This window comes from Nonomuraea sp. NPDC051298 (assembly GCF_055586305.1).
Window position 1 is genome coordinate 847,773 of sequence record NZ_JBVJIM010000002.1, and the last position, 25,859, is coordinate 873,631.

At 72.7% G+C, this 25,859-nt stretch carries 25 protein-coding genes; 12 read left to right on the forward strand and 13 right to left on the reverse strand.

What is annotated here, in order from left to right; genetic code table 11:
• Positions 1-5: 5 nt before the first annotated feature.
• Both ACZ6S0_RS09190 and ACZ6S0_RS09195 read right to left on the reverse strand, forming a co-directional pair.
• Positions 6-530 carry a tripartite tricarboxylate transporter TctB family protein gene (locus tag ACZ6S0_RS09190; RefSeq protein ID WP_465914936.1) on the reverse strand — a complete coding sequence of 175 codons (525 nt, stop codon included), beginning with the start codon at positions 528-530 and terminating at the stop codon, positions 6-8.
• A 32-nt stretch (positions 531-562) separates the two neighbouring features.
• On the reverse strand, positions 563-1,570 hold the full coding sequence (locus ACZ6S0_RS09195; protein ID WP_465914938.1) for a tripartite tricarboxylate transporter substrate binding protein: 1,008 nt from the start codon (positions 1,568-1,570) through the stop codon (positions 563-565).
• A gap of 168 nt (positions 1,571-1,738) precedes the next feature.
• On the opposite strand from ACZ6S0_RS09195, the gene ACZ6S0_RS09200 reads away from it, so the two are divergent.
• The 3 genes from ACZ6S0_RS09200 (at position 1,739) to ACZ6S0_RS09210 (ending at position 5,049) form a co-directional block, all read left to right on the forward strand.
• Positions 1,739-2,665: a LysR substrate-binding domain-containing protein gene (locus tag ACZ6S0_RS09200; RefSeq protein ID WP_465914940.1), complete on the forward strand. Its 927-nt coding sequence runs from the start codon at positions 1,739-1,741 to the stop codon at positions 2,663-2,665.
• A 135-nt stretch (positions 2,666-2,800) separates the two neighbouring features.
• Positions 2,801-3,715, forward strand: a complete 915-nt coding sequence (gene kdgD / locus ACZ6S0_RS09205) for a 5-dehydro-4-deoxyglucarate dehydratase (RefSeq protein ID WP_465914942.1) — start codon at positions 2,801-2,803, stop codon at positions 3,713-3,715.
• 11 nt (positions 3,716-3,726) lie between these two features.
• The gene (locus ACZ6S0_RS09210; protein WP_465914944.1) at positions 3,727-5,049 is read left to right on the forward strand and encodes an enolase C-terminal domain-like protein; all 1,323 of its coding nucleotides are present in this window, start codon (positions 3,727-3,729) and stop codon (positions 5,047-5,049) included.
• Positions 5,050-5,125: 76 nt separating this feature from the next.
• Here ACZ6S0_RS09210 and ACZ6S0_RS09215 read toward each other — a convergent pair whose 3' ends face one another.
• Positions 5,126-5,980: a DUF72 domain-containing protein gene (locus ACZ6S0_RS09215; protein ID WP_465914946.1), complete on the reverse strand. Its 855-nt coding sequence runs from the start codon at positions 5,978-5,980 to the stop codon at positions 5,126-5,128.
• A gap of 86 nt (positions 5,981-6,066) precedes the next feature.
• On the opposite strand from ACZ6S0_RS09215, the gene ACZ6S0_RS09220 reads away from it, so the two are divergent.
• Positions 6,067-6,924 (forward strand): NAD(+)/NADH kinase, encoded by an 858-nt coding sequence (locus ACZ6S0_RS09220; protein ID WP_465914948.1) that lies wholly within the window; start codon positions 6,067-6,069, stop codon positions 6,922-6,924.
• 24 nt (positions 6,925-6,948) lie between these two features.
• Here the strand turns inward: ACZ6S0_RS09220 and ACZ6S0_RS09225 are convergent, their stop codons facing one another.
• Complete coding sequence (locus ACZ6S0_RS09225) at positions 6,949-8,481, reverse strand: YibE/F family protein (protein WP_465914950.1); 1,533 nt, start codon at positions 8,479-8,481, stop codon at positions 6,949-6,951.
• Positions 8,482-8,553: 72 nt separating this feature from the next.
• Between ACZ6S0_RS09225 and ACZ6S0_RS09230 the strand changes: the two genes are divergently transcribed.
• Positions 8,554-9,261, forward strand: coding sequence for a DUF72 domain-containing protein (locus ACZ6S0_RS09230; RefSeq protein ID WP_465914952.1), 708 nt, complete (start codon positions 8,554-8,556; stop codon positions 9,259-9,261).
• Positions 9,261-10,229: a magnesium transporter CorA family protein gene (locus ACZ6S0_RS09235; RefSeq protein WP_465914953.1), complete on the forward strand. Its 969-nt coding sequence runs from the start codon at positions 9,261-9,263 to the stop codon at positions 10,227-10,229. Before ACZ6S0_RS09230 ends, ACZ6S0_RS09235 begins: the two co-directional genes overlap by 1 nt.
• Here the strand turns inward: ACZ6S0_RS09235 and ACZ6S0_RS09240 are convergent.
• The 4 genes from ACZ6S0_RS09240 to thrS all read right to left on the reverse strand — a co-directional run bounded on the left by ACZ6S0_RS09240 (position 10,207) and on the right by thrS (position 15,076).
• Positions 10,207-10,695 (reverse strand): DUF1850 domain-containing protein, encoded by a 489-nt coding sequence (locus tag ACZ6S0_RS09240; RefSeq protein WP_465914955.1) that lies wholly within the window; start codon positions 10,693-10,695, stop codon positions 10,207-10,209. The two genes, ACZ6S0_RS09235 and ACZ6S0_RS09240, sit on opposite strands and share 23 nt — an antisense overlap.
• A gap of 95 nt (positions 10,696-10,790) precedes the next feature.
• Positions 10,791-11,732 (reverse strand): TAXI family TRAP transporter solute-binding subunit, encoded by a 942-nt coding sequence (locus ACZ6S0_RS09245; protein ID WP_465914957.1) that lies wholly within the window; start codon positions 11,730-11,732, stop codon positions 10,791-10,793.
• A complete protein-coding gene (locus ACZ6S0_RS09250) occupies positions 11,729-13,729 on the reverse strand; it encodes a TRAP transporter permease (protein WP_465914960.1) in 2,001 nt (666 codons plus the stop codon). Before ACZ6S0_RS09250 ends, ACZ6S0_RS09245 begins: the two co-directional genes overlap by 4 nt.
• A gap of 90 nt (positions 13,730-13,819) precedes the next feature.
• Complete coding sequence (thrS, locus tag ACZ6S0_RS09255; protein WP_465915242.1) at positions 13,820-15,076, reverse strand: threonine--tRNA ligase; 1,257 nt, start codon at positions 15,074-15,076, stop codon at positions 13,820-13,822.
• A 130-nt stretch (positions 15,077-15,206) separates the two neighbouring features.
• Here thrS and ACZ6S0_RS09260 point away from each other — a divergent pair, with 130 nt between their 5' ends.
• From ACZ6S0_RS09260 to ACZ6S0_RS09270, 3 genes are all read left to right on the forward strand, one after another.
• On the forward strand, positions 15,207-16,190 hold the full coding sequence (locus tag ACZ6S0_RS09260; RefSeq protein WP_465914962.1) for a helix-turn-helix transcriptional regulator: 984 nt from the start codon (positions 15,207-15,209) through the stop codon (positions 16,188-16,190).
• 142 nt (positions 16,191-16,332) lie between these two features.
• Positions 16,333-16,689: a YciI family protein gene (locus tag ACZ6S0_RS09265; RefSeq protein ID WP_465914964.1), complete on the forward strand. Its 357-nt coding sequence runs from the start codon at positions 16,333-16,335 to the stop codon at positions 16,687-16,689.
• Positions 16,690-16,726: 37 nt separating this feature from the next.
• The gene (locus ACZ6S0_RS09270; RefSeq protein ID WP_465914967.1) at positions 16,727-18,001 is read left to right on the forward strand and encodes an RNA polymerase sigma factor; all 1,275 of its coding nucleotides are present in this window, start codon (positions 16,727-16,729) and stop codon (positions 17,999-18,001) included.
• Positions 18,002-18,043: 42 nt separating this feature from the next.
• Here the strand turns inward: ACZ6S0_RS09270 and ACZ6S0_RS09275 are convergent, their stop codons facing one another.
• A complete protein-coding gene (locus ACZ6S0_RS09275; protein ID WP_465914969.1) occupies positions 18,044-19,300 on the reverse strand; it encodes a cytochrome P450 in 1,257 nt (418 codons plus the stop codon).
• Between the two features lie 72 nt (positions 19,301-19,372).
• The gene (locus ACZ6S0_RS09280; protein ID WP_465914974.1) at positions 19,373-19,819 is read right to left on the reverse strand and encodes an ATP-binding protein; all 447 of its coding nucleotides are present in this window, start codon (positions 19,817-19,819) and stop codon (positions 19,373-19,375) included.
• Positions 19,820-19,989: 170 nt separating this feature from the next.
• Between ACZ6S0_RS09280 and ACZ6S0_RS09285 the strand changes: the two genes are divergently transcribed.
• The 3 genes from ACZ6S0_RS09285 to ACZ6S0_RS09295 all read left to right on the forward strand — a co-directional run bounded on the left by ACZ6S0_RS09285 (position 19,990) and on the right by ACZ6S0_RS09295 (position 22,135).
• Positions 19,990-20,457, forward strand: coding sequence for an adenylyltransferase/cytidyltransferase family protein (locus ACZ6S0_RS09285; RefSeq protein ID WP_465914976.1), 468 nt, complete (start codon positions 19,990-19,992; stop codon positions 20,455-20,457).
• A gap of 282 nt (positions 20,458-20,739) precedes the next feature.
• Positions 20,740-21,327: a hypothetical protein gene (locus tag ACZ6S0_RS09290; protein ID WP_465914978.1), complete on the forward strand. Its 588-nt coding sequence runs from the start codon at positions 20,740-20,742 to the stop codon at positions 21,325-21,327.
• Positions 21,328-21,391: 64 nt separating this feature from the next.
• On the forward strand, positions 21,392-22,135 hold the full coding sequence (locus ACZ6S0_RS09295) for a DUF427 domain-containing protein (RefSeq protein ID WP_465914980.1): 744 nt from the start codon (positions 21,392-21,394) through the stop codon (positions 22,133-22,135).
• A gap of 10 nt (positions 22,136-22,145) precedes the next feature.
• Here ACZ6S0_RS09295 and ACZ6S0_RS09300 read toward each other — a convergent pair whose 3' ends face one another.
• The 3 genes from ACZ6S0_RS09300 to ACZ6S0_RS09310 are packed head-to-tail and all read right to left on the reverse strand — an operon-like array spanning position 22,146 to position 25,855.
• Positions 22,146-22,643 (reverse strand): TetR/AcrR family transcriptional regulator C-terminal domain-containing protein, encoded by a 498-nt coding sequence (locus ACZ6S0_RS09300; protein ID WP_465915244.1) that lies wholly within the window; start codon positions 22,641-22,643, stop codon positions 22,146-22,148.
• 48 nt (positions 22,644-22,691) lie between these two features.
• Positions 22,692-23,957, reverse strand: coding sequence for a M20/M25/M40 family metallo-hydrolase (locus ACZ6S0_RS09305; protein ID WP_465914982.1), 1,266 nt, complete (start codon positions 23,955-23,957; stop codon positions 22,692-22,694).
• Positions 23,954-25,855, reverse strand: coding sequence for a dipeptidyl-peptidase 5 (locus ACZ6S0_RS09310; RefSeq protein ID WP_465914984.1), 1,902 nt, complete (start codon positions 25,853-25,855; stop codon positions 23,954-23,956). The genes ACZ6S0_RS09305 and ACZ6S0_RS09310 overlap by 4 nt, the downstream gene beginning before the upstream one ends.
• Between the last annotated feature and the right edge of the window lie 4 nt (positions 25,856-25,859).

Genomic DNA, 25,859 nt, shown 5'->3' on the forward strand with positions numbered 1-25,859 from the left:
CTTTCTCAGACGAGGTGGGGGAGCGGCACCCGCAGCAGCACCACGAACAGCAGGTAGAACGCCGCCACGGAGGCGATGCTGACGATGACGGCGGAGCGCCACGACTCCCCGCCCAGCCAGCGCAGCCAGACGAACATGAGCAGCAGCGAGGGGATCTCGAAGCCGATCAGCGGCAGCAGCGCGGCGAGCAGCACGAGGCTCACCAGGCCGGCCGCGGTGAGCAGGCTCGACCGGGAGAACCGTTCGGAGTCCGTCAGGCCGCGGCCCGTGACGACGAGCACGGCCGACAGGACGACGATGACGACGCTGACGGCGAACGGCCACAGGCCGGGCCCCGGCTGGGTGAGGCGTCCGAGCCCGAGCGCGGACGAGCCGATCGCGCCGCAGACGCCGACCGCCAGCGCCACCGCGGCCGCCGCGACCTGCGAGACCGGCCCGGCGTGCGGCGGCCGGGCCGCGCCCGTCCCGTCGCCGGACGGGTCGGCGGGGGTGGGGTCGGCGGGGGTGGGGCCGGGGTCGGGGATGGACATGCACACTCCTTCGTGGCGGGCGCGGGCCGCGGTCAGCCGGCCAGGCTGATGCCGAACTTGCCGAGCTGCGCCTGGTAGGTGGTGGCGTCGTTCCGCAGGGCCGTGAGGACCTCCTGCGGGGAGACCTCCATGGGGGTGAGCGAGTTGTCCTCGTTGAACTTCTTGTACTCCGGCGTGGCGAACGTCTTCCTGGCCACGTCCAGCAGCTTGGCCTTGACGCCCTCCGGCGTGCCCTTGGGCGCGGTCAGGAAGCGGTACTGGGTGACCAGCACGTCGAAGCCCTGCTCCTTGGCCGTCTTCACGTCGGGCAGGTAGGGGATGCGCTGCTCGGAGAAGACGGCGAGCGGGACGAGCTTGCCGGCCTCGATGTTCTCGATGGCCTCGCCGATCTGCATGGTGGAGACGTCCACCTGGTTGCCGAGCAGCGCGGTCAGGTTGGGGGCGCCGCCGTCGAACGGCACGGCGGTGGCCTCGATCCCGGCGGTCTTGAACGTCAGCGCGGAGGCGAGCTGGGCGCCGGTGCCGACGCCGGTGGTGCCGTACCGGATGGTCTTGCCGGCCTTCTTCATGTCCTCGATGGACGTGTAGCCGGATCGGGTGTTGGTCGCCATGACGTAGTCGTCGCGCGAGACGCCGGTGATGACGTCGAACGAGTCGATCTTCGTGGCCTCGGCGGGCGAGACCGTGAGCGGCGTGATCGTGAAGAGCGAGGCGTTCTGTACGGCGATCTTGTAGCCGTCGGGCTCGGCCGACTGGAGCTCCTTGGCGTTGAGCGCGCCGTTGGCGCCGGGCTTGTTGAGCACGGGGGCGGAGACGCCGAGCTGCTTGCCCATGCCCTGGGCCAGCGCCCGGGTGATGAGGTCGGTGGAGCCGCCCGCCGAGGCGCCGACGCTGAACTCGATGTTGCCCGACGGATAGTCGCCGTCGCCGCCACCGGAGGAGGTCGTCTTGACGCCACCGCACGCGGTCAGCGCGATCGCGGCGGCCGCGCCGGCGACACTCAGGAGGACGCGGCGGGGGGCTGTCCGAGACGTCGGCATTGACTGCTCCTTCGTGCGGGCGGGGGAGGCCGCCCGTGGATCTGGTGCAGCGGAGGAGTCGCGTAGTGTTACGGCACGGTTTCCGCTCTGTAGTTCTCCGGAGACTAGGGACCTGCCTTGATGCCTGTCCAAGGTCATTTCGGTATCGAGTGATACTCTTTGCGCATCATGCTAACACTCGATCAGATCCGGGCATTTGTCGCTGTTGCCGAGGAACTGCACTTCGGTCGCGCGGCTGATCGGCTGAGCATGACCCAGCCTCCGCTCAGCCGGCACATCCAGAAGCTGGAGCGCGTGATCGGCGTGACCCTCCTGGAACGCGACAACCGGCACGTGGTGCTCACCGACGCCGGGCGCGGCTTCCTGGAGGACGCCCGGCGCATGCTCTCCCTCGTCGACACCGCCGGTGACCGGGCGCGGCGCATCGCCAGCGGCGCGGCGGGCACCGTACGGCTGGGCTTCACCGCCGTCTCGGCCATCAGCATGCTCGGCACGCTGCTGCGGCGGCTGTCCGAACGGCTGCCCGAGATCGACGTCATCCTCCACGAACGGGTGACCGCCGGGCAGGTCGACGGCCTGCTGCGCGGCGAACTCGATCTCGGCCTGGCCCGCCCGCCGTTCGACATCGCCACACTCGACTCGCGCGTCGTGTTCCGCGAGCCGCTGTGCGCCGTGGTGCCCGCCGGGCACCGCCTGGCCGGTCTGGGCCGCCCGCTCGCCCCCGACGACTTCGACGGACTGCCGGTGATCAGCTACAACCCGGTCCAGTCGCGCTACTTCCACGAGCTGACCGTCCGCTTCCTCACCAACGCCCACCCGCGCATCGAGCAGCAGGTACACCAGATCCTCACCGCCGTGCTGCTGGTGGCGGCGGGCCGGGGGGTGGCGCTGGCGCCCGCCAGCGCCCGCTCGCTCGGCGTGCACGGCATCGCCTTCTGCGACCTCGTCAGGGGCGGCGGCGATCACCTCGACGGCCACCCGGACGGCAGGGCCGTCGCGGGCGAACCCGTCGAGCTGCACGTCATCTGGGACCGCAACTCGACCAACCCCGCGCTCGGCCGGGTCCTGGAGCTGCTGCCCGACCTGGAGGCATGATGCTCCATCGGCATCGCCGGATACACAAACGCACTTGGACAGGAATCGCCGCTCCTTCCTAGCCTGGCGGTCTCAGACCCACCGGCGGTACGGGAGACCCCCACGGCCGCACCTGAAGCGAGGAGCGTCAGCCCCATGCCCCGTTACGCCCCGCAGGAGCTGGCCACACAGCTCAAGAGCGGCCTGTTGTCGTTCCCCGTCACCCACTTCACCGATGACCTGGAGTTCGACGAGGCGGGCTACCGCGAGCACCTGTCCTGGCTGAGCGGCTACCCCGTGGCCGGGCTGTTCGCCGCCGGGGGCACCGGCGAGGGCTTCTCGCTGACCCCGGCCGAGATCGACCGGGTGGTCCGCGTGGCGGTCGACGAGGTGGACGGCAGAGTCCCGGTCGTGGCCCCGGCCACCGGCGGCACCGCGCTCGCCGTGGCGCAGGCCGAGGCCGCCGCCGACGCCGGGGCCGACGGCCTGCTGCTGATGCCTCCCTACCTCACGGAAGCCGGTCAGGCGGGCCTGGTCGAGCACGTCTCCGCCGTCTGCCGCGCCACCGGCCTGGGAGTGATCGTCTACAGCCGGGCCAACGCCGTGCTCACCGACCGCTCGGTGGCGGAGCTGGCCGAGCGGAACGAGACGCTCGTCGGCTTCAAGGACGGCGTCGGCAACATCGAGCACCTCACCCGTATCTACGCCGCCGTCGGCGACCGCCTGGCCTACGTCGGCGGCCTGCCCACGGCCGAGACGTTCGCGCTGCCGCTGCTCCAACTCGGCATGAGCACGTACTCCTCGGCGATCTTCAACTTCGTGCCGCGGTACGCGCTCGACTTCTACGCCGACGTCCTGGCCCAGGACCGCGCGGCCGTCTACCGGCGCATCCGCGAGTTCGTGGTCCCGTACCTGGACATCCGCGACCGTACGAAGGGGTACGCTGTGTCGATCATCAAGGCGGGCCTGGCCGCCGTCGGCCGCCCGGCCGGTCCCGTCCGCCCGCCGCTGCAGGACCTGACCGAAGGCGAGCTGGCCGAGCTGACGGCCCTCATCGACAAGATCAGCTAGGGGTGGCTGCCGTGTCTCCCACCGTCGACCGCGTGGAGGTCGTCCCCGTCGCCGGGTACGACAGCATGCTGCTCAACCTCAGCGGCGCCCACGGGCCGTTCTTCACCCGCAACGTCGTCATCGTCACCGACTCCGACGGGCGTACCGGCCTGGGCGAGGTGCCCGGCGGGGAGCCCATCAGGCGGACCGTCGAGGAGGCGGGCGCGCTGCTGACCGGGCGGCCCGTGGCCGGCTACCGCACCCTGCTGCGCTCGGTGGCCGAGCGCTACGCCGCCAGGGACGCCGCGGGACGCGGCGCGCAGACGTTCGACCTGCGTACCACCGTGCACGCCGTCACCGGGCTGGAGTCCGCGCTGCTCGACCTGCACGGCCGGTATCTCGGCCTGCCCGTGGCCGACCTGCTCGGCGAGGGCCGCCGCCGCGACCGGGTGCCGATGCTGGGCTACCTGTTCTACGTCGGCGACCCCGGCCGGACCGGCCTGCCCTACCTCGTGGACGACGGCGGCGACGACCGCTGGTCCCGGCTGCGCCGCCGCGAGGCGCTCACGCCGGACGCCGTCGTGGCGCTGGCCGAGGCCGCGCAGGAGCGCTACGGCTTCACCGACTTCAAGCTCAAGGGCGGCGTGCTGGCCGGAGAGGAGGAGGTCGAGGCGGTCAAGGCGCTGGCCCGCCGCTTTCCCGGGGCCCGCGTCACGCTCGACCCCAACGGCTGCTGGCCGCTGGCCGACGCCGTACGGCTGTGCCGGGGGCTCGGCGGCGTCCTGGCCTACGCCGAGGACCCGTGCGGCGCCGAGGGCCGCTTCTCCGGACGCGAGACCATGGCCGAGTTCAGGCGGGCGACCGGGCTGCCGACCGCGACCAACATGATCGCCACCGACTGGCGGGAGCTGGCGCACGCCGTACGCGCCGACGCCGTGGACATCCCGCTCGCCGACCCGCACTTCTGGACCATGGCCGGGTCGGTCCGCGTGGCCCAGCTCTGCCACGACTTCGGGCTGACGTGGGGGTCGCACTCCAACAACCACTTCGACATCTCGCTCGCCATGTTCACGCACGTCGGGGCCGCCGCGCCGGGCGAGATCACGGCGCTGGACACGCACTGGATCTGGCAGGACGGGCAGGCGCTGACCACCGAGCCGTTCCGGATCAGCGGCGGCGCGATCGAGGTGCCGACGACGCCCGGCCTCGGGGTCGAGCTGGACCGCGACGCCCTGGCCGCGGCCCACGAGCTGTATCTGAGGCACGGCCTGGGCGCCCGTGACGACTCCGTCGCTATGCGATCTCTGGTGGCGGGGTGGGAGTTCGACCCGAAACGGCCCTGTCTCGTCCGCTGAGGGGTCGGAGCCGTCAAGAAGCCGGGCCATCAGAAGCCGGAGCCGTCAGAAGCCGGGCCGTCAGAAGCCGGGGCCGTCAGAAGAGCGTCAGCGGTTCTTCGTCCGGCATCGGGTCGGGGAGCGGGGCCAGGCCGGGGACGCGGGCGCGTACCTCGTCGTGGAAGCGGCGGGCCAGGCGCGGCGCGTCGGCGTTGTCGGGAGTGTGGATGAACACGGTCGGGGACCGGCCCTCGCGCAGCCACTCCGCGGCCGTCTCGACCCAGGGCAGCCAGCCCTCCACCGTGCGCCGCTCGTCGTCGCGGCCCAGGTAGCGCACGATCGGACGGCCGGTCAGCGCGCGGGAGCGGCGCGGCACGCGCGGCTTCTTCGTCCACGCGTCGCGCTCGGCGTCGCTGGTCGGCGGGCTCGCGAACATCACCGTCGTGTCGAACGGCACCCATTCGGCCGCCACGGGCGCCAGGATCCGTTCGAGGAGGCGTTCGGCGCGTTCGTCCTCGAAGAACGCGCGGTGGCGGACCTCGACGGCGTAGCTGTGCCCGCGCGGCAGCCGCCGCAGGAAGGCGGCCAGGACGCCCACGTCGGAGGGGGCGAACGAGCCGGGGAGCTGCACCCAGAGCGCGTGCACCCGCGGCCCCAGCGGCTCGATCGCGTCGAGGAACGCGCCCAGCTCCGCCTCGCCTCCCGCCAGGCGGTGCTCGTGGGTGACCGGCTTGGGCAGCTTGACGACGAAACGAAAGTCCGGCGGGGTCTGGGCCGCCCACGTCTCGACCGTGGCGCGTGACGGGGTGGCGTAGAACGTCGTGTTGCCCTCCACCGCGTCGCACCAGGTCGCGTACGCCCGCAGGCGCTCGCCCTGAGGCAGGTGACCGGGCAGGAGCCGCCCCTGCCAGCGCGCGTGCGTCCACATCGCGCATCCCACATGAAGCCGCATGAACCGACGCTATCGGAGATCGGCGACACGGCCGGACGCGCGTCCCGCCACGTCCGAGTGCCGGTCCAGGGGCTTAGTGTGGGCTCATGGGCATGGTCGGTACGGTCGGGCTGGTGCTGCATCCCCAGCGCGACTCCAAGAAGGCGATCGACATCATCCTGCGGTGGGCCGCGGCCAAGGGCGCCACCGTGGTCGGCCTGCCGGAGGAGGTCGGGCGCATCGACTGCACCGCCGTGCCGGTCGACGCCACCGAGTTGGTGGAGCGGGCCGACCTGCTGGTCGGGCTCGGCGGCGACGGGACGATGCTGCGCACCATGCGGCTGCTGGCCGGGCGGGAGACGCCCATCCTGGGGGTCAACCTGGGCAAGCTCGGCTTCCTGGCGGAGATCGACGTGGACGAGCTGCCCCGTACGCTGTCGGCGATCGACGCCCACGAGTACACGATCGAGCCGCGCATGGCCATCCGCAGCCGGATCACGGGGACCGAGGTGACGGCGTTCAACGACATCGCGCTCGTCCGCTTCCCCGGCGACGGGCTGGCCGCCGTGTCCATCACCCCGTCGGGCAGCCCCTTCGTCCGGTACGCCGCCGACGCCGTCATCGTGTCCACCTCCACCGGGTCGACGGCCTACAGCTTCTCCGCCGGAGGGCCCATCGTCTCGCCCCGGGTGGAGGCGGTGCTGGTCGTGGCCGCCGCCGCGCACTCGTCGTTCAACCGGGCCCTGGTGCTGCCCGCCGACGAGGAGGTGACGCTCCAGGTGCTGCCGAGCAGCGGGCGGCTGGCGGTGGAGGTCGACGGGGCCGTGGTGGGTCACTTGTGCCCGGGCGACACCGTCACGGTCGTCGCCTGGCCGGGGGCGGCCAAGGTGGTGCGGCTGGGCACCACCTTCTACGAGCGCGCCCGCCGCAAGCTGCGCGTGGACGGCAGCGCCGAGGTCGAGTGACCTGCGCCCGTGCCCGGCGGCCTGTCAGGCGCCCGCGCGGCGGCGGTGCCGGGCCGGGCGCTCGGGCTGCGGCTCCCGAGGCGGTGACTCCCGATGAGGCGGCTCGCGATGAGGCGGCTCGTGGTGCGGTGGCTCCCGATGAGGCGGCTCGTGGTGTGGTGGCTCGTGGTGCGCGGGCGCCTCGGGACGTGGCAGCGGCGTGAAGAAGTCGTCGTCGGCGGGCGTGTGCGGGGCGAAGAAGTCGCCGGGCTCCTCGTCGGAGTCGGCGCGCTGACGGGAGCCGATACGCAGACGGGCCCCGACCCGCTCACGAGCCCCGGCCCGCGCACGGCGGCCGGACCGTTCACCGTGGCCGGGTTGTCCATGTGAGCCGGGCTCGTCGTGGGAGTGGGCCTCGCCGTCCCGCTGCCGGGCGGCGGTGAAGGCGGCCAGGGCCGTGGTGATGGGCACGGCCGCGATGAGCCCCAGCGTGCCCACGACACTGCGGACGATCTCCTGCGCGATGACCGGCGTCGTCAGCACCTGGCCCAGCGGCTGCTCACCGATGCTGAACAGCAGCAGCAACGGCAGCGACGCCCCCGCGTACGCCAGGATGATCGTGTTGATCACCGAGGCGATGTGCGCCCGCCCGATGCGCCCGGCCGCCCGGTAGAGGCGGGTGAAGCCGTAGGACGGGTTGGCGTGGGCCAATTCCGCCACCGTCACCGCCTGCGTGACCGTGACGTCGTCGAGCACGCCCAGCGCGCCGATGATGATGCTGGCCAGCAGCAGCCCCCGCGTGTCGATCGACAGGCTCATACCCAGCATCAGCGCGCTGTCGTCGGTGACCCCGTTGAGCTGGGCGAACCCCAGCGCCCCGTACGACAGCAGCCCCGTCAGCGTGAGGCTGGCCAGCGTCCCCAGCACCGCCACGGAGGTGGACAGCGAGAAGCCGTGCGTGAGGTAGAGCACCATCAGCATGATGGCCGCCGCCCCCACGATGGCCACCAGCATCGGTGACCGGCCCTCCAGGATGCCGGGGATGACGAACGTCAGCAGCAGCACGAACGTGACCGCCAGCCCCACCAGCGCCGTCACCCCGCGCCAGCGCCCGAACGCGATCACCGCCAGCGCGAACGCCGCCCCGAACAACCACAGCGGCGTCGTACGGTCGTGGTCGGAGATCTGGTACGTCCCGTCGGCGCCCCGCAGCAGGATCACGTCGTCACCGGCGGCGAAGTGCTGCGCCCCCGGGCCGCTGGGCAGCCGCAGCTCGACGTCCTGGCCCAGCTCGGGGCCGTCTCCCAGCTTGACGACGGCGTTGCCGCAGGTGGCCGGGTCGGGCTTGGGTGAGCCCTCGGGGGCGGCCGGGCAACGTTTGAGCGCGACGCTCACGACCGAGCCGGTGAGCCGTTCGACGCCCGGTTGCACCGCGGGGGTCTGCTTCCCGCCCTCGGGCCAGAGCCACACCAGCGCGGCCAGGGTGACGATCGCCAGCGGTGCGAGGATGGCCAGGGCGACCACCACCGTGCGCCGCGAGCTGGGTACGGCGGTGCCGTGCGCGTGGTTGGCGCCCATCGCGTGAGAGATCCTCCTCGGGTGACGACAAGGACAGTACTGCACCCGGCCGCGCGGGGTAGGCGCAACGACATGACATGGCTGGTGGGCACCTCGGGGTGGCAGTACAAGGACTGGCGCGGGGTCCTGTATCCGGCGGGCGTGCCGATGCGGCTCTGGCTGGAGACGTACGCCGCCGAGTTCCGCACCGTCGAGAGCAACAACGCCTTCTACCGGCTGCCGAGCCCAGCCTCGTTCGCGGCCTGGCGCGACCGTACGCCGCCGGGGTTCGTGATGGCGGTCAAGGCCAGCAGGTTCCTCACCCACATCAAGCGGCTGGCCGAGCCGGAGGAGCCGGTCGCGCGGCTCATGGGCGCCGCCGCCGGGCTGAGGGACAAGCTCGGCCCGGTCCTGTTGCAGCTCCCGCCCACCCTCAAGGGCGACCCCGGCCTGCTCGACAGGTGCCTTCGCTGCTTCCCCGCGCACGTCAGGGTGGCGGTCGAGCCGCGGCACCCGTCGTGGTGGAGCGAGGAGGTGCGCGAGGTCCTGCTGGCGCGGGCCGCCGCGCTGTGCTGGGCCGACCGGCTGGGCCGGCCGCAGTCGCCGCTCTGGCGTACCGCGGACTGGGGTTACGTACGCCTGCACGAGGGCACGGCACGCTGGGAGTACGGCGAGCGCGCGCTCAGGACGTGGGCGGCCAGGGTGCGCGAGGCGGGCTGGCAGGACGCCTACGTCTATTTCAACAACGATCCCGGGGGCGCGGCGGTGCGTAACGCGAGGCGATTTGCCAGACTCGGCTAGTGCACACGCGTCTGTACCGTAACGGCGTCCTCGTGAAGGAAGGCTTCCCCATCGCGGACGTCTCCGACTATGTCAGCGATCCCGAGAACACGGTCTGGTTCGATCTCTGCTCCCCGTCGCCCGCCGATCTCGGGGTGATCAGCGAGGAACTGGGCCTGCACGAGCTGGCGGTCGAGGACGTCCTGTCCGACCACCAGCGGCCGAAGGTGGACGTCTACGACAACCACCTGTTCATCACCGTCTACGGCCTGCACTTCGACGAGGGACGGCTCGACCCCGTCGAGGTGAACCTGTTCGTCACTTCCAACGCGCTGGTCACCGTGCGCGGGAGCGACCACTTCGACATCGGCGAGGTGCTCCGGCGCTGGGACGCCGCCTCCCGCCTGGCCGGGCACGGGGTGACGTTCCTGCTGCACGGGCTGCTCGACTACGTGGTGGACACCCAGTTCGACCTGGTGCAGGACCTCGACGGGCAGGCGGAGGCGCTGGAGGAGTCGCTGTTCGAGGAGCAGGTCCACGACGGCAGGCAGCTCCAGCGCACCATGTACGAGCTGCGCAAGACGACCACCAGGCTACGCAAGATCACGATCCCCATGCGCGAGGTGGTCGGCACCCTGCTCCGGCGCGATCAGGAGGTGGTCGCCGACCCGGTGATGGTGCCGTACTACGAGGACGTCTACGACCACGTGCTGCGGGTGACCGAGTGGCTGGAGTCCATCCGCGACATGCTCGCGAACGTCCGCGAGACCCGCCTGGCCCAGCAGGGCTTCCGGCTCAACGAGATCATGAAGCGGGTCACGAGCTGGGCCGCGATCATCGCCGTGCCCACCATGATCACCGGCTTCTACGGCCAGAACGTGCCCTATCCGGGTGAGGGGACCCCGTGGGGCTTCTGGATGTCCACGGTGCTGGTGGCGGTGGCCTCCGTGGCGCTGTACTCGGTGTTCAAGAAGAAGGACTGGCTGTGAGCGCGGCCTGCGCGTCTCCCACGGCCCGCTGGAGGGGGCCCGCGTAGGGCGGCGGGCAGGGCTCGCCGCGCACCTCCAGGGCGGGCCGCAGCGCCACGCGCACCTCGGCGGCGCCCTCGGCCGGGTAGAGGGGCAGGCACCGGCCGCCCGACACCAGCGTCCTGCGGCCGATCGAGGTGGTCAGCAGCGACAGCTCCGCGTACGTCGCCGGCTCGGCCAGCCGCAGCACCCATCCGCCGCCGGGCGTGCGGGACCGCTCCCCGTCCAGGGCGTAGTAGTCCAGGACGCCCGCGCTCAGCGAGACCACCGCCCGCATGGTGAAACGCGCGCCCTCCACGGTGAACACCTCCGCCGAGGGCGCGCGGTAGATCGAGTGCACGTAGCCGATCGCGAAGCGGCCCGCGGCGATGGGCAGGCCGTTCACGGTCAGGCGGCCGGCGCCGCCGCCCGCGCCGAGCGCCGCCACCGCCGCGAGCGCGAGGACCGGCCGGGCCAGCCGGCTCAGCCGCGCGGCCGGCCGGGGGGCGGCCCTTCCCCGCGGCCGTGGAGTCGGCCGTGGAGTCAGCCCTTCTCCCGGTAGTAGCGGGCCGCGCCCGGGTGCAGCTCGACCGGCGCGACCTGCTGCCCCATCGCCGGGTCGAGCTTCTCGGCCTCCGGGTGCACGGCCGACAGCTCGGACTTCTTCTCGAAGAGGGTCTTGGTGATGTCGTACGCGAGCTGCTCGGTCATCGAGTCGGGCACCAGCAGCACGTTCGCGATGCCCACGGTCTGGATCGTGCCGGACAGCTTGTAGGTGGACAGGTCCACGTTCAGCGCCACGTACTGCTCGCCGTACGTGGACTGCATCTTCGCCAGCACCTCGCCGGTGTCGAGCAGCTTCATGCCGGGCCTGCTCACGGCCAGGTCGGTGATGCCGGACGTGGGCAGGCCGCCGACCCAGAAGAAGGCGTCGATGGTGCCGTCCTTGGCCGCCTGCACCGACTCGTTGATGGAGAGCTGCTGCTTGATGACGTCGGTGTCGGGGTCGAGCCCGGCCGCCTGCAGCACGCGCCTGGCCACGACCTGGGTGCCGGAGTTGGCCGGGCCCAGCGAGACGCGCTTGCCCTTCAGGTCGGCGACCTTGGTCGCGTCCACGCCGGGGGAGACCACGAGGTGGGTGTAGTTGTCGTAGATGCGGGCGATGGCCTTGATCGGCTGCTTGGCGGTGAAGGTGTCCTTGCCGTTGACCGCGTCGGCGGCCGTGTCGGCCTGCGAGAAGCCGAGCTGGGCCTTGCCGGAGGCCAGCAGCTTGATGTTCTCGACGGAGGCCGAGGTGACCGACGCCGTCGCCTGGGTGTTGGCGATGCCGGACGACAGCTCCTTGGCCAGGCCGCCGCCGTAGACGTAGTAGACGCCCGTCGTACCGCCCGTGGCGATCGAGATGCGGTTGCCCGAGCCGCCGCCCGCGCCGCACCCCGCCACGGCCAGGACGACGGCGGCGACTGTCGTGAGAATCCGCTTCACGCTGGGTCCCTTCTCCTTCTTCTGAGGCTCCTGCGTCCGACGACGAGGTGCACGGCCGCGGCCACGGCCAGCACGGCGAGGCCGGCCACGATGGGGACGGGTTCGAGGAACAGCAGCAGCACCGCGGCCACCGCCGCCAGCAGCCGCACCGGCCAGCCGGCCGGCCCGCCGGTGGCCAGGGCCAGCGCGGCCACGGCGACCGCCGAGACCGCCGTCATCAGCAGCACGGTGCCGAACGGCCCCTGCCCGAGCAGCGCCTGCCCGTTCGGCGTCAGCACGAAGGCGAACGGCACCAGGAACGCCGGCAACGTGTAACGCCAGGTCATCATCATCGTCCGGTACGTGTTGCCGCCCGTGATGGCCGCCGCCGCGACCGCGGACAGCGCCGTGGGCGGGCTCACCTCCGACAGCACCGCGTAGTAGAAGACGAACATGTACGCCTCCGGCCTGGTCACCCCGAGGTCGAAGAGCGCGGGCCCGATGATGACGGCGGCGATGATGAAGCTCGCCGTCACCGGCACGGCCAGGCCCAGCAGCAGCACCGCGATCGCCGCCATGACCGTCGTGAGGATCAGGCTGCCCGCGCCGATGTCCACGATGATGTCGGCCAGCTTCTGCCCGAGCCCCGTCAGCGTGATCGCGCCCACGATGATGCCCGCCGCCGCGCACACCGCGGTCACCGGCAGCACCTCCAGCGTGCCCCTGGCCAGCGCCCGCCCGACCCGCCTGGGCCCCATCCGGTGCGCCGGGTCGAGGAACGACATCAAGAACGCGACCGCGGTGGCGATCACCACCGACTGGAACGCCGACCGGTCCAGCGCCATCAGCACGACGATGAGGATCAGCGAGCTGAAGTGGTAGCCGAAGCGCAGCAGCAGCCGCCCGGCCCCGGGGGCGTCCACCCGCACGGGCTGGGTGCCGAAGCGGCGCGAGTCGATCTCGATGGCCAGGAAGACGCCCAGGTAGTAGAGCAGCGTGGGGATCGTCGCGTACAGGAGCACCTGGAGGTAGCTCACCCCGAGGTACTCGGCGATGATGAACGCCGCCGCGCCCAGCGTGGGCGGCGACAGGATGGCGCCGATGCCGCCCGCGGCCAGGATGCCCGCGGCCGGCTCCTTCGGGTAGCCGGCCTGCCGCAGCACGGGCCAGGCCACGCTGCCCAGGCTGACGGTGGTGGCCACGCCCGAGCCCGACACGGTGCCGAGCAGGAAGCCGGCCGTGGTGACCGTACGTCCTGGGGCGGCCCGCGACCTGCGGAAGGCGGCGAAGCTCAGGTCGATGAAGAACTTGCTCGCGCCCGAGTATTCGAGCACCGCGCCGTAGACGGCGAACAGGATGATGTAGCTGGCGGCCACCTGCATCGGGACGCCGAAGAAGCCCTCGGTGCCGGTGTAGAGCTGGGACACGATCTGGCTGAGGTCGAAGCCCGGATGCCCGATGCTCCAGTCGATCGGCAGGTACGACCCGTACGCGGTGTAGACGAGGAAGGCGACGCAGATGACGGCGAACGACCAGCCGACGGTGCGGCGTACCGCCTCCAGGAGCAGCACCGTCAGCGCCACGCCCGCCGCGATGTCGAGGTCCGTGAGCGCCGCGCCCGAGCCCCGCTCGCGGAAGGCGTCGATGTCGAGCAGCGGGTAGAGCAGCACGGCCAGCGAGGCGGCGGCCAGCAGCCAGTCGGCCACGCTCGGCCACTCCGCCCGCCGCCCGCCCTCCTGCGCGGGCCGGGGTGCCTCGGGGCGGCGTAAGAGGCGGCGCAGCGGCGCGGACAGCCCCGAGCGGTAGCAGAGGAAGACCAGCGGCAACGCCACCGCCAGGAACGTCATCCGGTGCTCGATCGCCTCGACCGGCCAGAACACCACCGCCAGCGAGTACACCGACAGCAGCCCGCCCAGGACCCACACGCCGAGCCGGAGCGGCCCGCCCAGCTCCCGCGCCGGACGTTCCTGTTCATGGGCCGAAACCAGCTCGGCCGTCCGATCGCTCAGCTCGGTCAAGTCGCCCTCCCCCGGACACGGCGTTGCAGGGACCTTACGAGCCCTTTACGTGATCGCGGAACCCTCCGTTACCTTATTGATCTCCACCGGTCAGACGAACGGTCGCGATTGTGCGGCGAGCTGTTCGATCGGCACCGCACCGGCCTGGCCGCCGTCGCGCAGCCGCACCGCCGCCCGCCCGCTCGCCACCTCGCGCGGCCCCACCACGAGCTGGTACGGCACCAGCCGGTGCGCCCTGATCCTGGCCCCGAGGCTGCCCCGGTCCGCGGGCGCCAGCTCGGCCCGCAGCCCCGCCTCCAGGCACTGCCGCAGCAGCCCGGTGGCGGCGGGCAGCTCGGCGTCCGACAGCGGCAGCACCACGGCCTGCACCGGCGCCATCCAGGCGGGGAACGCGCCGCCGTGCACCTCGACGAGGTGGGCGACCAGGCGCTCGATGCCGCCGACCACGCTGCGGTGCACCATGACGGGCCGCTCGCCGGGCCGCTCGCCGCCCGCGTAGCGCAGGTCGAAGCGGGCGGGCTGGAAGTAGTCGACCTGGACGGTGGACAGGGTCGACTCGCGCCCGGCCGGATCGGCGATCTGGATGTCGATCTTGGGGCCGTAGAAGGCGCCCTCGCCGCGCTCCTCGTCGAAGGGCCGTCCGCGCTCCCGCAGCACCCCGCGCAGGACCTCCTCCGCCCGCGCCCACATGGCGGGGTCGGCCACGAACTTGGCGCCCTCGCCGCCCAGCGACAGCCGGTATCGGGCGGCCCGGATGCCGAGCCGGGCGTGCGCGGCCTCGATGAGGTCGAGCGCGGCCGACACCTCCGCGCCGGCCTGGCCCGGCGCGCAGAACACGTGGCCGTCGTTGAGCTGGATGGCCCGCACCCGGCTCAGCCCGCCCAGCACGCCCGACGGCTCCGAGCGGTACATGCCGCCCAGCTCCGCCACCCGCAACGGCAGGTCACGGCGGCTGCGCCCGCGCGAACGGTAGATGAGCGCGTGATGCGGGCACAGGCTCGGCCGCAGCACGAACTCCTCCCCGCCCACCTCCATCGGCGGGAACATGTCCTCGGCGTAGTGCGCCCAGTGGCCCGAGCGCTCGTACAGCTCGCGTTTGCCCAGCACCGGGGAGTTGACGTGCTGGTATCCGGAACGGCGTTCGAGCTCGTGGACGTAGTCCTCGACGGCCTTGCGCACGGCCGCCCCGGCGGGCAGCCAGTAGGGCAGGCCGGAGCCGATCAGCGGGTCGGTGCCGAAGATGCCCAGCTCGCGGCCGAGCCTGCGATGGTCGTTCATGATCATCCTTTCCTGGGAAAGGGCGAACGACCAGGCTCCCGGGCGTCCGCCCGGGAAGCATGGAGTCAGCGCGCCGGGACGAGGTCCGGCGTCGTCGTGACAGAAGCGCGCTGCATGCGAACGACCCTAGCATCGGCGGCCGGGGACGCGCCTTCCGGTAAAACTTCAGGAGAATTTTGGTCAATGATATAAAGCAGTCGTGGCCCTGATCACCGTTGACGCGCGCCATCTCGAGGCGCTCGCCGAGGTCGGCTACCAGGTCGCGGGCGGTGGGGGCGGGCCAGGCGCGATGGCGGCGCTGCGCCGCGTGGTCCCGCTCGACGCCTACGAGTTCGTCGCCTACGACCCCGCCACCGGTCGCCACCACAGCGTCGTCTCCGACGGTCACCCGCGCATCGACCACGACGCGGCCGAGGAGTACGCGGGGCTGGAGGCGTACCGCAGGGCCGTCGCCACCCGCGCGCCCGTCGGCATGCCCGAGCCGGGCACCGAGCGCTACTTCCGGCGCCACCTCGCCCCCTACGGCTGGCGGGCCGGGCTGACGGCGCCGCTGTTCCTGCACGAGGGCCGCTTCACGGGCCTGCTGCACCTGGTCTCCGCGCGGGCCTTCGCGCGGGCGTTCCCGCGGCGGACGGAGGCGCTGGTGGCGGCGGTCAGCCCGCTGCTGGCCCACGTCACCGACCTGAGCAGGTGCGTGATCGACCCGGTGGGGCTGCCGCCGGGCTTCCACGCGGTGGCCTACGACCGGCTCGGCACCCGGCGCGCGGTGCCGGGGCACGAGACCTCCGCGGTGCTGTGGGACGACCCGGCGATGGCGGCGTACGCGCGGGTGTTCATCGACTCGCGCGAGCTGAACCGGCGCGGGCTGTGGCTCGGGGGCGACGGCCGGTGGCGGGAGGTACGTCTGGTGCGGGCCGGGGTCGGGTTCCAGGGCTCGCTCCAGGGGGCGGTGGCGGCCGAGCGGCCGTGCCCGCTGCCGTACGAGCTGACGGGGCGGGAGGTCGACGTGCTCACCCGGGTGGCGGCGGGCGACTCCAACCCGCAGATCGCGGCGGCGCTGGTGCTCAGCGTGCGCACGGTGACGACCCACCTGGAGCACATCTTCGCCAAGCTGGGCTGCGACAGCCGCACCCGCCTGACCACAAAGGCACTGGCCGAGGGGCTCTGCCGCCTCGACGCCTGAGGCCCCTCGACGGGGACGGCCGGGCGGATCCGGGCCCCGCGGTCGGATAGAAAGTTTCGTGGGCCTGTCTTTCCGCGCTCGTCCCGTTCGTAGACATGGCGAGGCGGCGAACCGGGCCGCCACGACGAGACGGGAACACACCATGAAGTACATGCTCCTCATCAACACCACCGACACCGACGGCTCAGGCACCGCTGACTGCGACGAGGTCGCGTTCGAGGAGTGGGGGGCCTACGACAAGATCATCAAGGACTCCGGGGTCTACGTCTCCGGTGAGGCGCTGGCCGACCTGACCACCGCCACCGCCGTCCGCGTGGGCGCGTCGGGGGAGCGTACCGTCACCGACGGGCCGTTCGCCGAGACGCGGGAGATCCTCGGCGGCTTCTACGTCATCGACGTGCCCGACCTCGACGTCGCCCTCGACTGGGCGGCCCGTTGCCCGGGGGCCCGCGGCGGCGGTTCCGTCGTGGTCCGGCCGGTCGCCGATTTCGACGTCTGAGCGCGGCCGTGCGGTCGGCGTCGCGACGGGAGGTCTGATGACGAGGGACGGGCACGGGGAGGTGGGGCCCTCGGTCGAGGCCGTCTTCCGCGAGGAGCGCGGGCTGCTCCTGGCCGCTCTGGTCCGCCGCTTCGGCGACCTCGACCTGGCCGAGGAGGTCGCCTCGGAGGCGATCGAGGCGGCGCTGGTGCACTGGCGGGTCGGCGGGGTGCCGCCCAAGCCGGGGGCGTGGCTGATGACCACCGCGCGGCGGCGGGCCGTCGACCGGCTGCGGCGCGACCGCGCGTACGCCGCCCGGCTGGCCGTGCTCCAGGTGGAGGCCGACCGGGCGGGGCCCGCGCCGGGCGCCGACGCCGACGGCGAGCTGCCCGACGAGCGGTTGCAGCTCTTCTTCACCTGCGCCCACCCGGCCCTGCCGGCCGAGGACCGCGTGGCGCTGACGCTGCGCTGCCTGGCCGGGCTGACCACGCCGGAGGTCGCGCGGGCCTTCCTGGTCCCGCCGGCCACCATGGCCAAGCGGATCGTACGGGCCAAGAAGAAGATCCGCGAGGCCCGCATCCCGTTCCGCGTGCCCGGCGCGGACGAGCTGCCCGAACGGCTGCCCGGCGTCCTCCAGGTGATCTACTCGATCTTCACCGAGGGGTACGCCGCCAGCTCGGGCCCCGCCCTCCTCCGTACGGAGCTGGCCGAGGAGGCCCTCCGGCTGGCCCGCATCCTGCGCCGCCTGCTGCCGGGCGAGCGGGAGGTGGCCGGGCTGCTCGGCCTCATGCTGCTCATCCACGCGCGGCGCGAGGCCAGGGTCGGCCCGGACGGCGAGCTGGTGCTGCTCGACGATCAGGACCGCGCCCGCTGGGACCGTACGATGATCGAGGAGGGTCAGGGCCTGGCCGTCGCCGCGCTCACCGGCGGACCGGCCGGCCTGTACGGGGTCCAGGCCGCCATCGCCGCCCTGCACGACGAGGCCGCCGACGTGGCCACCACCGACTGGCCGCAGATCGTGGCGCTCTACGACGTGCTGCTGAGGCTGGCCCCCTCGCCGGTCGTGGCGGTCAACCGGGCCGCGGCGGTGGCCATGCGCGACGGGGCCGAGGCGGGGCTGGCCCTGCTCGACGAGTTGGCCGGGGAGCAGCGGCTGCGCGGCTACCACCCGTACGCGACGGCGCGGGCGGACCTGCTGCACCGGCTGGGCCGCTTCGGCGAGGCCGCTGCCGCCTACCGCGAGGCGCTCGCCTCGGCCGGCACCGAGCCCGAGCAGGCGCACCTGCGGCGCAGGCTGAGCGAGTGCGAGCAGGTGCGGGGGGAGGGCCGCTGACGGCGGGCGGCGCGTAGGGGCCGCCCGCGCCTGCTGCCGAGGTCACCCGGGGCCGCCGTCGGCGCTCACGACCAGGCCGCGGATCTCGTAGCCGCCGATGTCGTTGGCGAACGTCACCCGCGGCGCCACCGCCATCCTGACGCCGTCCAGCGCGAACAGGCGGGTCAGGAAGACGTCGGTCTCCAGGACCGCGATGCCCGCCCCCGGGCACCGGTGCGGGCCGTCGCCGAAGGACAGCGCCGGGGTGCCCGTGCCACCGTCGACCGTACGGCCGGGACACAACGACAGCGGGTCACCGTCCATCGCGCCGGGGTCGGTGTTGGCCTGGTCGACGAGCACCTCGACGAGCGCGCCCGGCGGCACCGTGACAGGACCGTCGGCCCCGGCCAGCTCCAGCGCCTCTGTGGTACGCCGGCGCAGCCGGCCCACCACGGGCTCCAACCGCAGGATCTCGTGCAGCACGGCCAGCCGCTCGGGCTCGCCGGCCGCGCGGTAGCGGTCCAGCAGCGCCTCGTCGGTGAACAGGTGCCAGGCCGCCACGCAGATGAACTCCCGCGTGGTGACCATCCCGGCCGCGGCGAACGTCAGGCACTCCCCGACGATCTCGGCCGCCGTGCACCCCTCCGAGAGCAGGTGCGAGATGAGGTCGTCGCGCGGCTCGCGGCGGTGGTCGGCGATCGCGGGGCGTACGTCGCCCAGGTAGAAGTTCGCCCAGTTGAAGCCCTGGCGGAGCGCCCAGTAGATCCCGTGCGGGCTGGTGAACCCCGGCCGCCCGAACTTCTCGGGGAAGAACCGCTCCAGCCGAGCCCTGACGCCGGGCCGGCTCGACGTGAGGCCGATGATGGTGCTCGCCACCTCGATCGCCATGCCGAAGCTCAGCTCGGACAACAGGGCGCTGCCGCCCGCCCGAAGACCGGCGAGCCGCGCGTCGGCGGCCCGTGCCATCAGCTCGCGGTAGTGCTCGTCCACGCGGCGGGGCGTGAAGTACTTCGCGGTCTGGCGGCGGTGCTCGCGGTGCTCGGGGCCGTCCCGGTAGAGGACCGGCCGCCGGATCCTGGACGGCAGCTTGTTCACGGTCTCGATGCCGAGGCCCGCCTGGACGGTGGCGTGGCTGCGCAGCACGGCCCTGGCCTGGGCGTAGCCGCGTACCCGCCAGACGCCGTCGTCGGAGCGGGCCACCGGGCAGGTCTCCTGCGGGCTGGTGGGGAGGTCTGTGCGCTCGATCTTGCGTGCGTCGCCGCCGTGATGGTGCACTCCGAACGTCTCCCGTCTCGGTCCGCTGCCTGTCAGTGATCTCACGAACACCCTGAGGCTCGCACGGCGACCGCGGCGCGTAAAGGCGTGCGGCGGCCGGGCGCCAGACGCCGGGTCTCAGACGGCGACGCCGGTCGGGACGCGTTCCTGCTCCAGCTCGAACCAGACCGTCGTGGCGCCGGCCTCGCGGGTGAAACCCCAGCGGTCGCTGAGCGCCTCGATCAGCGGCAGGCCGCGCCCGTGGGTGGACTGCGTGCTCGTACGGCACACGCACGGCGCCCGGTCCGACCCGGCGTCCGTCACGAGCACCCGTACCGACGTGTCCGAGCTGGCCACGCTCACCGTGAACGAGCCGCCCGAGCCCGAACGGGTGTGCAGGATCGCGTTCGTGGCCAGCTCGCTGGTGAGGAGCACGACGTCGTCGTAGAGCGGGTGCTCGCGGCCCAGCGCCGCCGTCACGAGCCCTCTGGCCCTGGACACCTGGGAGGGCATCCCCGGCAGCCTGGCCACGAGATCGCCGGCCCGGTCGTCCCCCTCTGCCTGCTGCGCGTCCGGCGATGCCACGGCGACCTCCCCCAATTCCGGTGACGTAATGAGACGCCTCAGGGGTGGGCTGGAGATTATCGCGAAAAGGTAGGAATCGCCTTTCCGAGGTCGCCTGCACGACTCCGGACGCCGACCGAGTACGCTGCGATCGACGAGTCGTCTAGGCCCATGGGGGAGCGGGAGGTCGCGTGAGCAGCCTGGAGGCCGTCTGGGTGCAGCCGTACGAGCGGCCGGGGGCGGTGGTCGTGACCGGCGTCTTCGACATCCTGCACGTGGGCCACGTGCGTTACCTCGGCGCGGTGGCCGCGCGCGGGCTGCCGCTGGTCGTCGGCGTCGAGGACGACCCGCGCGTACGAGCGTGGAAGGGGCCGAGCCGGCCCTTCAACCCGTCGGCGGAGCGGGCCGAGGTGCTGGCCGCGCTCCGCTTCGTGACCGGGGTCTTCATCGTGACGGGGCCGCCGGACGCGCACGGGCCCGACGACTACATCGACCTGCTCGCCCCGATGCGGCCGGGGGCGCTCGCCCACACGGCGGGCGACCCGCACGCGGGCAACCGCGCGGCGGCGGCGGCGATCCTGGGGGCCGAGTGCTGGGAGCTGGACGCCATCCCGGACCGCTCCACGACCCGCATCGTCAACGCGGCGGGCAAGGGCTGACCCCACCCGCCCCGGCATTCCCCTCCGTCCCACCGGCCACCTCTCCCGAGTCGTCTGGATGCCTCTGACGGCGACCGAGAGGGGGCGAAGGCGTCTTCGGCTGCTTGGCTGCGGTCCGGGCGTGTTCGGCCGTGTTCGCCGGGTCCAGGGCGCTTGTGCGGGGTGCCGCGCGGGGGCGGGTGCGCGGTGCGTGGCGGGATGCGGCCCGGTCGGGAAACGTGCGTCGGTTGGGAAAGAGGTGGCGTCAGGGGTGGCGGGCATGATCGCGTAATCTTTCGTGACATGACTGCCGACCTGCTGGCGAAACGGGTGACGAACCTGCTGGCACCGCAGGTGCTGGTGATCCTCATGCCGCCGGTCGTCGGCCTCCTCGCGCAAGGGTGGAGCGGCGCGGCGTGGGGCCTGGTGGCGTCGGCGCTCTGCGGGGGAGTCCCGGCGGCGGTGATCGCACTGGGCGTGCGCACGGGACGCCTCGACTCCCACCACATCGTCGACCGGGCCCGCCGTACCAAACCGCTGCTGGCGGCGGTGGCGGCGGTGCTGGCGGCGCTGGCGCTGCTGGTCGTGACGGGCGCCCCGGCGCTGCTCGTCGCGACCGTGACCGCGATGCTGGTCGCGCTGGCGGTGACCGTCCCGGTCACGCTGCGCTGGAAGATCTCCTTCCACGCCGCCGTGTCAGCGGGCACGGTCGTGGTGTTCACGCACGTCCTGCCGGCGTGGCCGACCGCCCTGGCCGGGGCCGCCGTGGTGGGGCTGGTGTGCTGGGCCCGCGTACGCCTCGCGCACCACACCTGGCCGCAGGTCGTCGTCGGTGCGGCGGTCGGCACGCTGACCACCTGGGCGACCCTGAGCCTCTTCGGCCTGGGCTGAGAGGGGACACGCCCGGCCCGGGGAAGGGTGGAATAGCGGGGTCGCCGACGGGGTTCCCGCGAGTATGGATGCCACGAACCGCGGCCGGGTGCGTGTCGAGCCCACGGCCAAGCGCGTGCGGACCTACCTCGGCGGCCGGGCGGTGGCCGACACCACCTCCGCCCTCCTCGTGTGGGAGGTCCCGTACTATCCCGCCTACTACATCCCGCTGGACGACGTGGACGCGTCCGCGCTGAAGCCCACGGGCGCCACCAAGCACTCCCCGAGCAGGGGCGACGCCGTGGTCTACACGGTCACCTCGGGCACGGCGGAGGCTCCGGGCGGGGCCCTGGCCTACCCCGAGTCGCCGCTGGACGCCATCCGCGGCCACGTACGTTTCGAGTGGGACGCGATGGACGCCTGGTTCGAGGAGGACGAGGAGGTGTTCTTCCACCCGCGCGACCCGTACACCAGGGTGGACATCCTGGCCGGTTCGCGGCACGTGCGAATCGAGGTCGACGGGGTCACGGTGGCCGACACGCACCGGCCGTACCTGCTGTTCGAGACCGGGCTGCCGACCCGCTACTACCTGCCGAAGACCGACGTACGGCTCGACCTGCTCGAGCACACCGACACCGCCACCAACTGCCCGTACAAGGGTACGGCCGAATACTGGTCGGTCAACGGGAAGAAGGATCTGGCCTGGTCGTACCGCACGCCGCTGCCGGAGAGCGAGAAGATCGCCGGGCTGGTCGCGTTCTACGACGAGAAGCTCGACGTGTACGTGGACGGCGTGCTGCAGGAGCGGCCGAAGACGAAGTTCTCCTGAGGGCCTCCATCTACTTCGGCTCGCTCTCCAGGCCGCGGATGAGCGCGTCGAGGGCCTGCGCGAAGTCGGCCTCCGGGTCCACGCCGTCCCGGGTCCCGCGCAGCAGCCTGCTGAAGTGCGGCAGTGCCTCGGGGTCCATCCGGGTGATGAAGGCGCCCACGTTGCGCTCGCCCGCGTGGACCTCGGGGAGGTTCGTGAACCCGCCCGTGGACATCAGCAGCGAGCCGAACACCAGCCCGTTCACCGCGCCCAGCGCCCGCCAGGCGCCGACGTCGTCGAAGCCGGCCTCGTACAGGGCTCCCACCAGCGCGTCCACGGGCCGCAGGGCGCGTACGGAGGTCGGGTTGGACCGGTCGGTGGCCAGCGCCAGCGGCACGACCGGATGACGGCGGAACGCCCGATACATGCTCAGCGCCGCCTCCCGGATCCGCCGTTGCCACGGCAGCCCCGGATCCGTGGTTCGGCCCGCCCGCGCGCACGGCGGCGTGACCCCGCGGGCCGGGGTCAGGCGGTGAGCAGGCGGGCCGGGGTCAGGCGGTGAGCAGGTGGGCTGGGGTCAGGCGGTGAGCAGGCGGGTCAGCACGCGGGTGCCGAACTCGAGGCCCTCCACCGGCACCCGCTCGTCCTTCCCGTGGAACATCCCGAAGTAGTCGAGGTCGGGCCGGAGCATGAGCGGCGCGAACCCGTAGCCCCTGATGCCGATCCGGGCGAACGACTTGGCGTCCGTCCCCCCGGCCATCACGTACGGGACCGGCCTGGCCAGCGGATCCTCGGCCACCAGCGACCCGGCCAGCTCGTCGAAGAACGGCGACGGGTAGGGCGCGTCGGGCGCGTCCTCCAGGTTGACGAACTCGCGGGTGATCTTCGGCCCGAGCAACTCGTCGATCGTCGCCAGGAACTCCTCCTGGAGCCCAGGCAGATAACGCCCGTCCACGTGCGCCTCGGCCGTCGAGGGCACCACGTTCACCTTGTATCCGGCGTCCAGCATCGTCGGGTTGGCCGAGTTGCGGATCTGGCCCTCGAACAGGCCGCCCAACGGCCCGAGCCGGGCCGCCTCCGCGTCCAGCCGGTCCAGGTCGACCGGCCGGCCGGTGATCTCCGACAGGCTCCGGATGAGCGCCGCCACCGACGGCGTCAGGCGTACCGGCCACTGGTACGAGGCCACCCGCGACAGCGCGTGCGCCAGCGTCGCGACCGGGTTGTCCACCGGCGGGCGCGACCCGTGGCCGGCCACGCCGTGCGCGGTGAGCTTCATCCAGGCGGTGCCGCGCTCGCCCACCGCGATGGGGTAGACCCGGTGCTCGCCCGAGGCGACGCTGAACCCGCCGGACTCGCTGATCGCCTCGCTCACCCCGTCGAACAGCTCCCGGTGCTCACTCACCGCGTGCCGCGAGCCGTAGTCGCCGGTGGCCTCCTCGTCCGCCAGGAACGCCAGCACCAGGTCACGCCTGGGCCGTTCGCCCCGCGCCCGCATGCCGAGCACGGTGGCCAGCGTCATCGCGCACGAGCCCTTCATGTCGACCGCGCCCCGGCCGTACACGCAGCCGTCCACGATCTCCCCCGAGAACGGGTGCATCCGCCACTCGGCCGGGTCGGCGGGCACCACGTCGAGGTGGCCGTGCACGAGCAGCGCGTCGGTGGAGTCGCCGTCGATCCTGGCCACGACCGTGGTCCGCTTCGGCGCCGACTCGAACACCACCGGCTCCACCCCCGCGTCGGCCAGCAGCGTGGCGACGTACTCGGCGGCCGGGCGCTCACCGTCGCCCGGATTGGTGGTGTCGAACCTGATCAGATCCGAGCAGATCTCGGCAACGCTCTTCACGCTCTTCCCTTCAAGGTCAACGGCGGCACGTCGGGGGTCTCCAGGCCGAAGATCAACCCGTAGAAGGCCAGCTCGGCCTCCAGCGCCGCGACGATAGTCTCCTCCCTGCGCCAGCCGTGCTGCTCGCCGGGGAAGGTGAGCAGGGCCCACTCTTTGCCATGTTTGTCCAGCTCGGCGGTGAACCGTTCGGCCTGGCCGACGTCCACGATGGCGTCCTCCAGGCCGTGCATCATGAGGCAGGGACCCGAGGCGCGGGCGGCGTTCAGCAGGGGCGAACGCTCGGTGTAGCGGTCCCTGGTCTCCGGCAGCGGGCCCACCAGGCCGTCCAGATAGCGTGACTCGAAGTCGTGCGTCTCGGCGGCCCAGCTCTCCGGGTCGGTGATCGCGTAGTGCGCGACCCCGCCCGCGAACACGTCGCTGTGCACGAGCGCCGCCACCGTGGTCCAGCCGCCCGCGCTGCCGCCCCGGACGGCGAGCTTGGCGGCGTCGGCCCGGCCCAGCTCGACCAGGCCGCGCGCCACCTTGGCGCAGTCGTGCACGTCCACCACGCCCCACTGGTGGCGCAGCCGCTCCCGGTAGGCGCGGCCGTAGCCGGTGGAGCCGCCGTAGTTCACCACGGCCACGCCGATGCCCCTGCTGGTGAAGTACGCGATCTCCAGGTCGAGCACGATCGGCACGCTCCCGGTGGGACCGCCGTGCACGAAGATCACGTACGGTCCCGGGCCCTCCGCGGCTCCTGACGGCGGGTAGAGGTGCGCGTGCACCCCCTCGACGGTCACCGCCTCGGGGGTCGGCAGCAGCGCGCGGTCCGGCAGCGGCTTGCACGGCGAGACCACCTCGTGCGCGCCGTCGTCCAGGCCGACGAGCGTCACCTCCATCGGCGTGTACGGCGTCGCCCGCACGGCCGCCACCCTGCCGCCCCCCGCGGCTCCTGGGTCCGCCCCTGGACCTGCCCCTGGACCTGCCACTGACACGGTCGAGGCCCAGAAGGTGGCGGGGCCGCCGATCTCCCGCAGGTCGCCGGTCTCCGGGTCGAGCACGCCGAGGCGGCGGCGGTCGGCGGTGCCGTACACGACGGCGAGGCGGCCGTCCTCGGCGACGGCGAAGCAGGTCAGGCCCGGTTTCCAGGCCGCCGTGCCGAACTCCAGCGCCATCGGGGTGAGGTTGCGGGCGGGGGAGCCGTCGAGGGTGACGAGGTGGATGTTCCACCAGCCGGTGGGGTCGGTGACCGCGTACAGGCTCGACCCGTCGCGCCACTCGGCCTGGACCACGGACTCGGCCGGGCCGCCCGCGACCACCTCGTACGGGCCCGCCGTGCCGTCCGCCCCCAGCGGGGCCACGCACAGCTCGGTGCCGTCCCAGGGCATGTTCGGGTGGTCCCAGCCGATCCAAGCGACATGTCGGCCGTCAGGCGAAATGCGGGGATTCATCAGGAAATGGTGGGCTTTGACGATGACCCTGAGCGGGCCTCCGTCGAGCGGCACCGCCACCAGGTCCCGCACGTCGTCCGTCTCCCTGACCGCCCACACCTCCGGGCGGCCCGGCGGCAGGTACAGGTCCCCGTACCGGGACGGGCCCTCGGGGGTGAGCGCCACCGGGGCGGCCCCGTCGATGCGGTAGAGGCGCTGGTCGGCCCAGTTCGTGAAGACCAGGCCGCCGCCGGGCAGGGGGCGCCAGGAGCGGCCGCCGTACTCGACGAGCCGGTTGCGCGCGTTCCAGCCCTCGGGGAGCGCGTCGACGCGGGAGCCGTCGGGCAGGCGGCGGACCACGCAGCGCCGCCCGCCCTCGTGCGGGCGGGGCTCGTCCCACCAGACCTCGACGCCCGAGGGCGAGGCGACCGCCTCCACCCACTGCGGGCCGCCGTCGGTACGGGCCACGTCGATCGGTCGAATGCTCATCAAC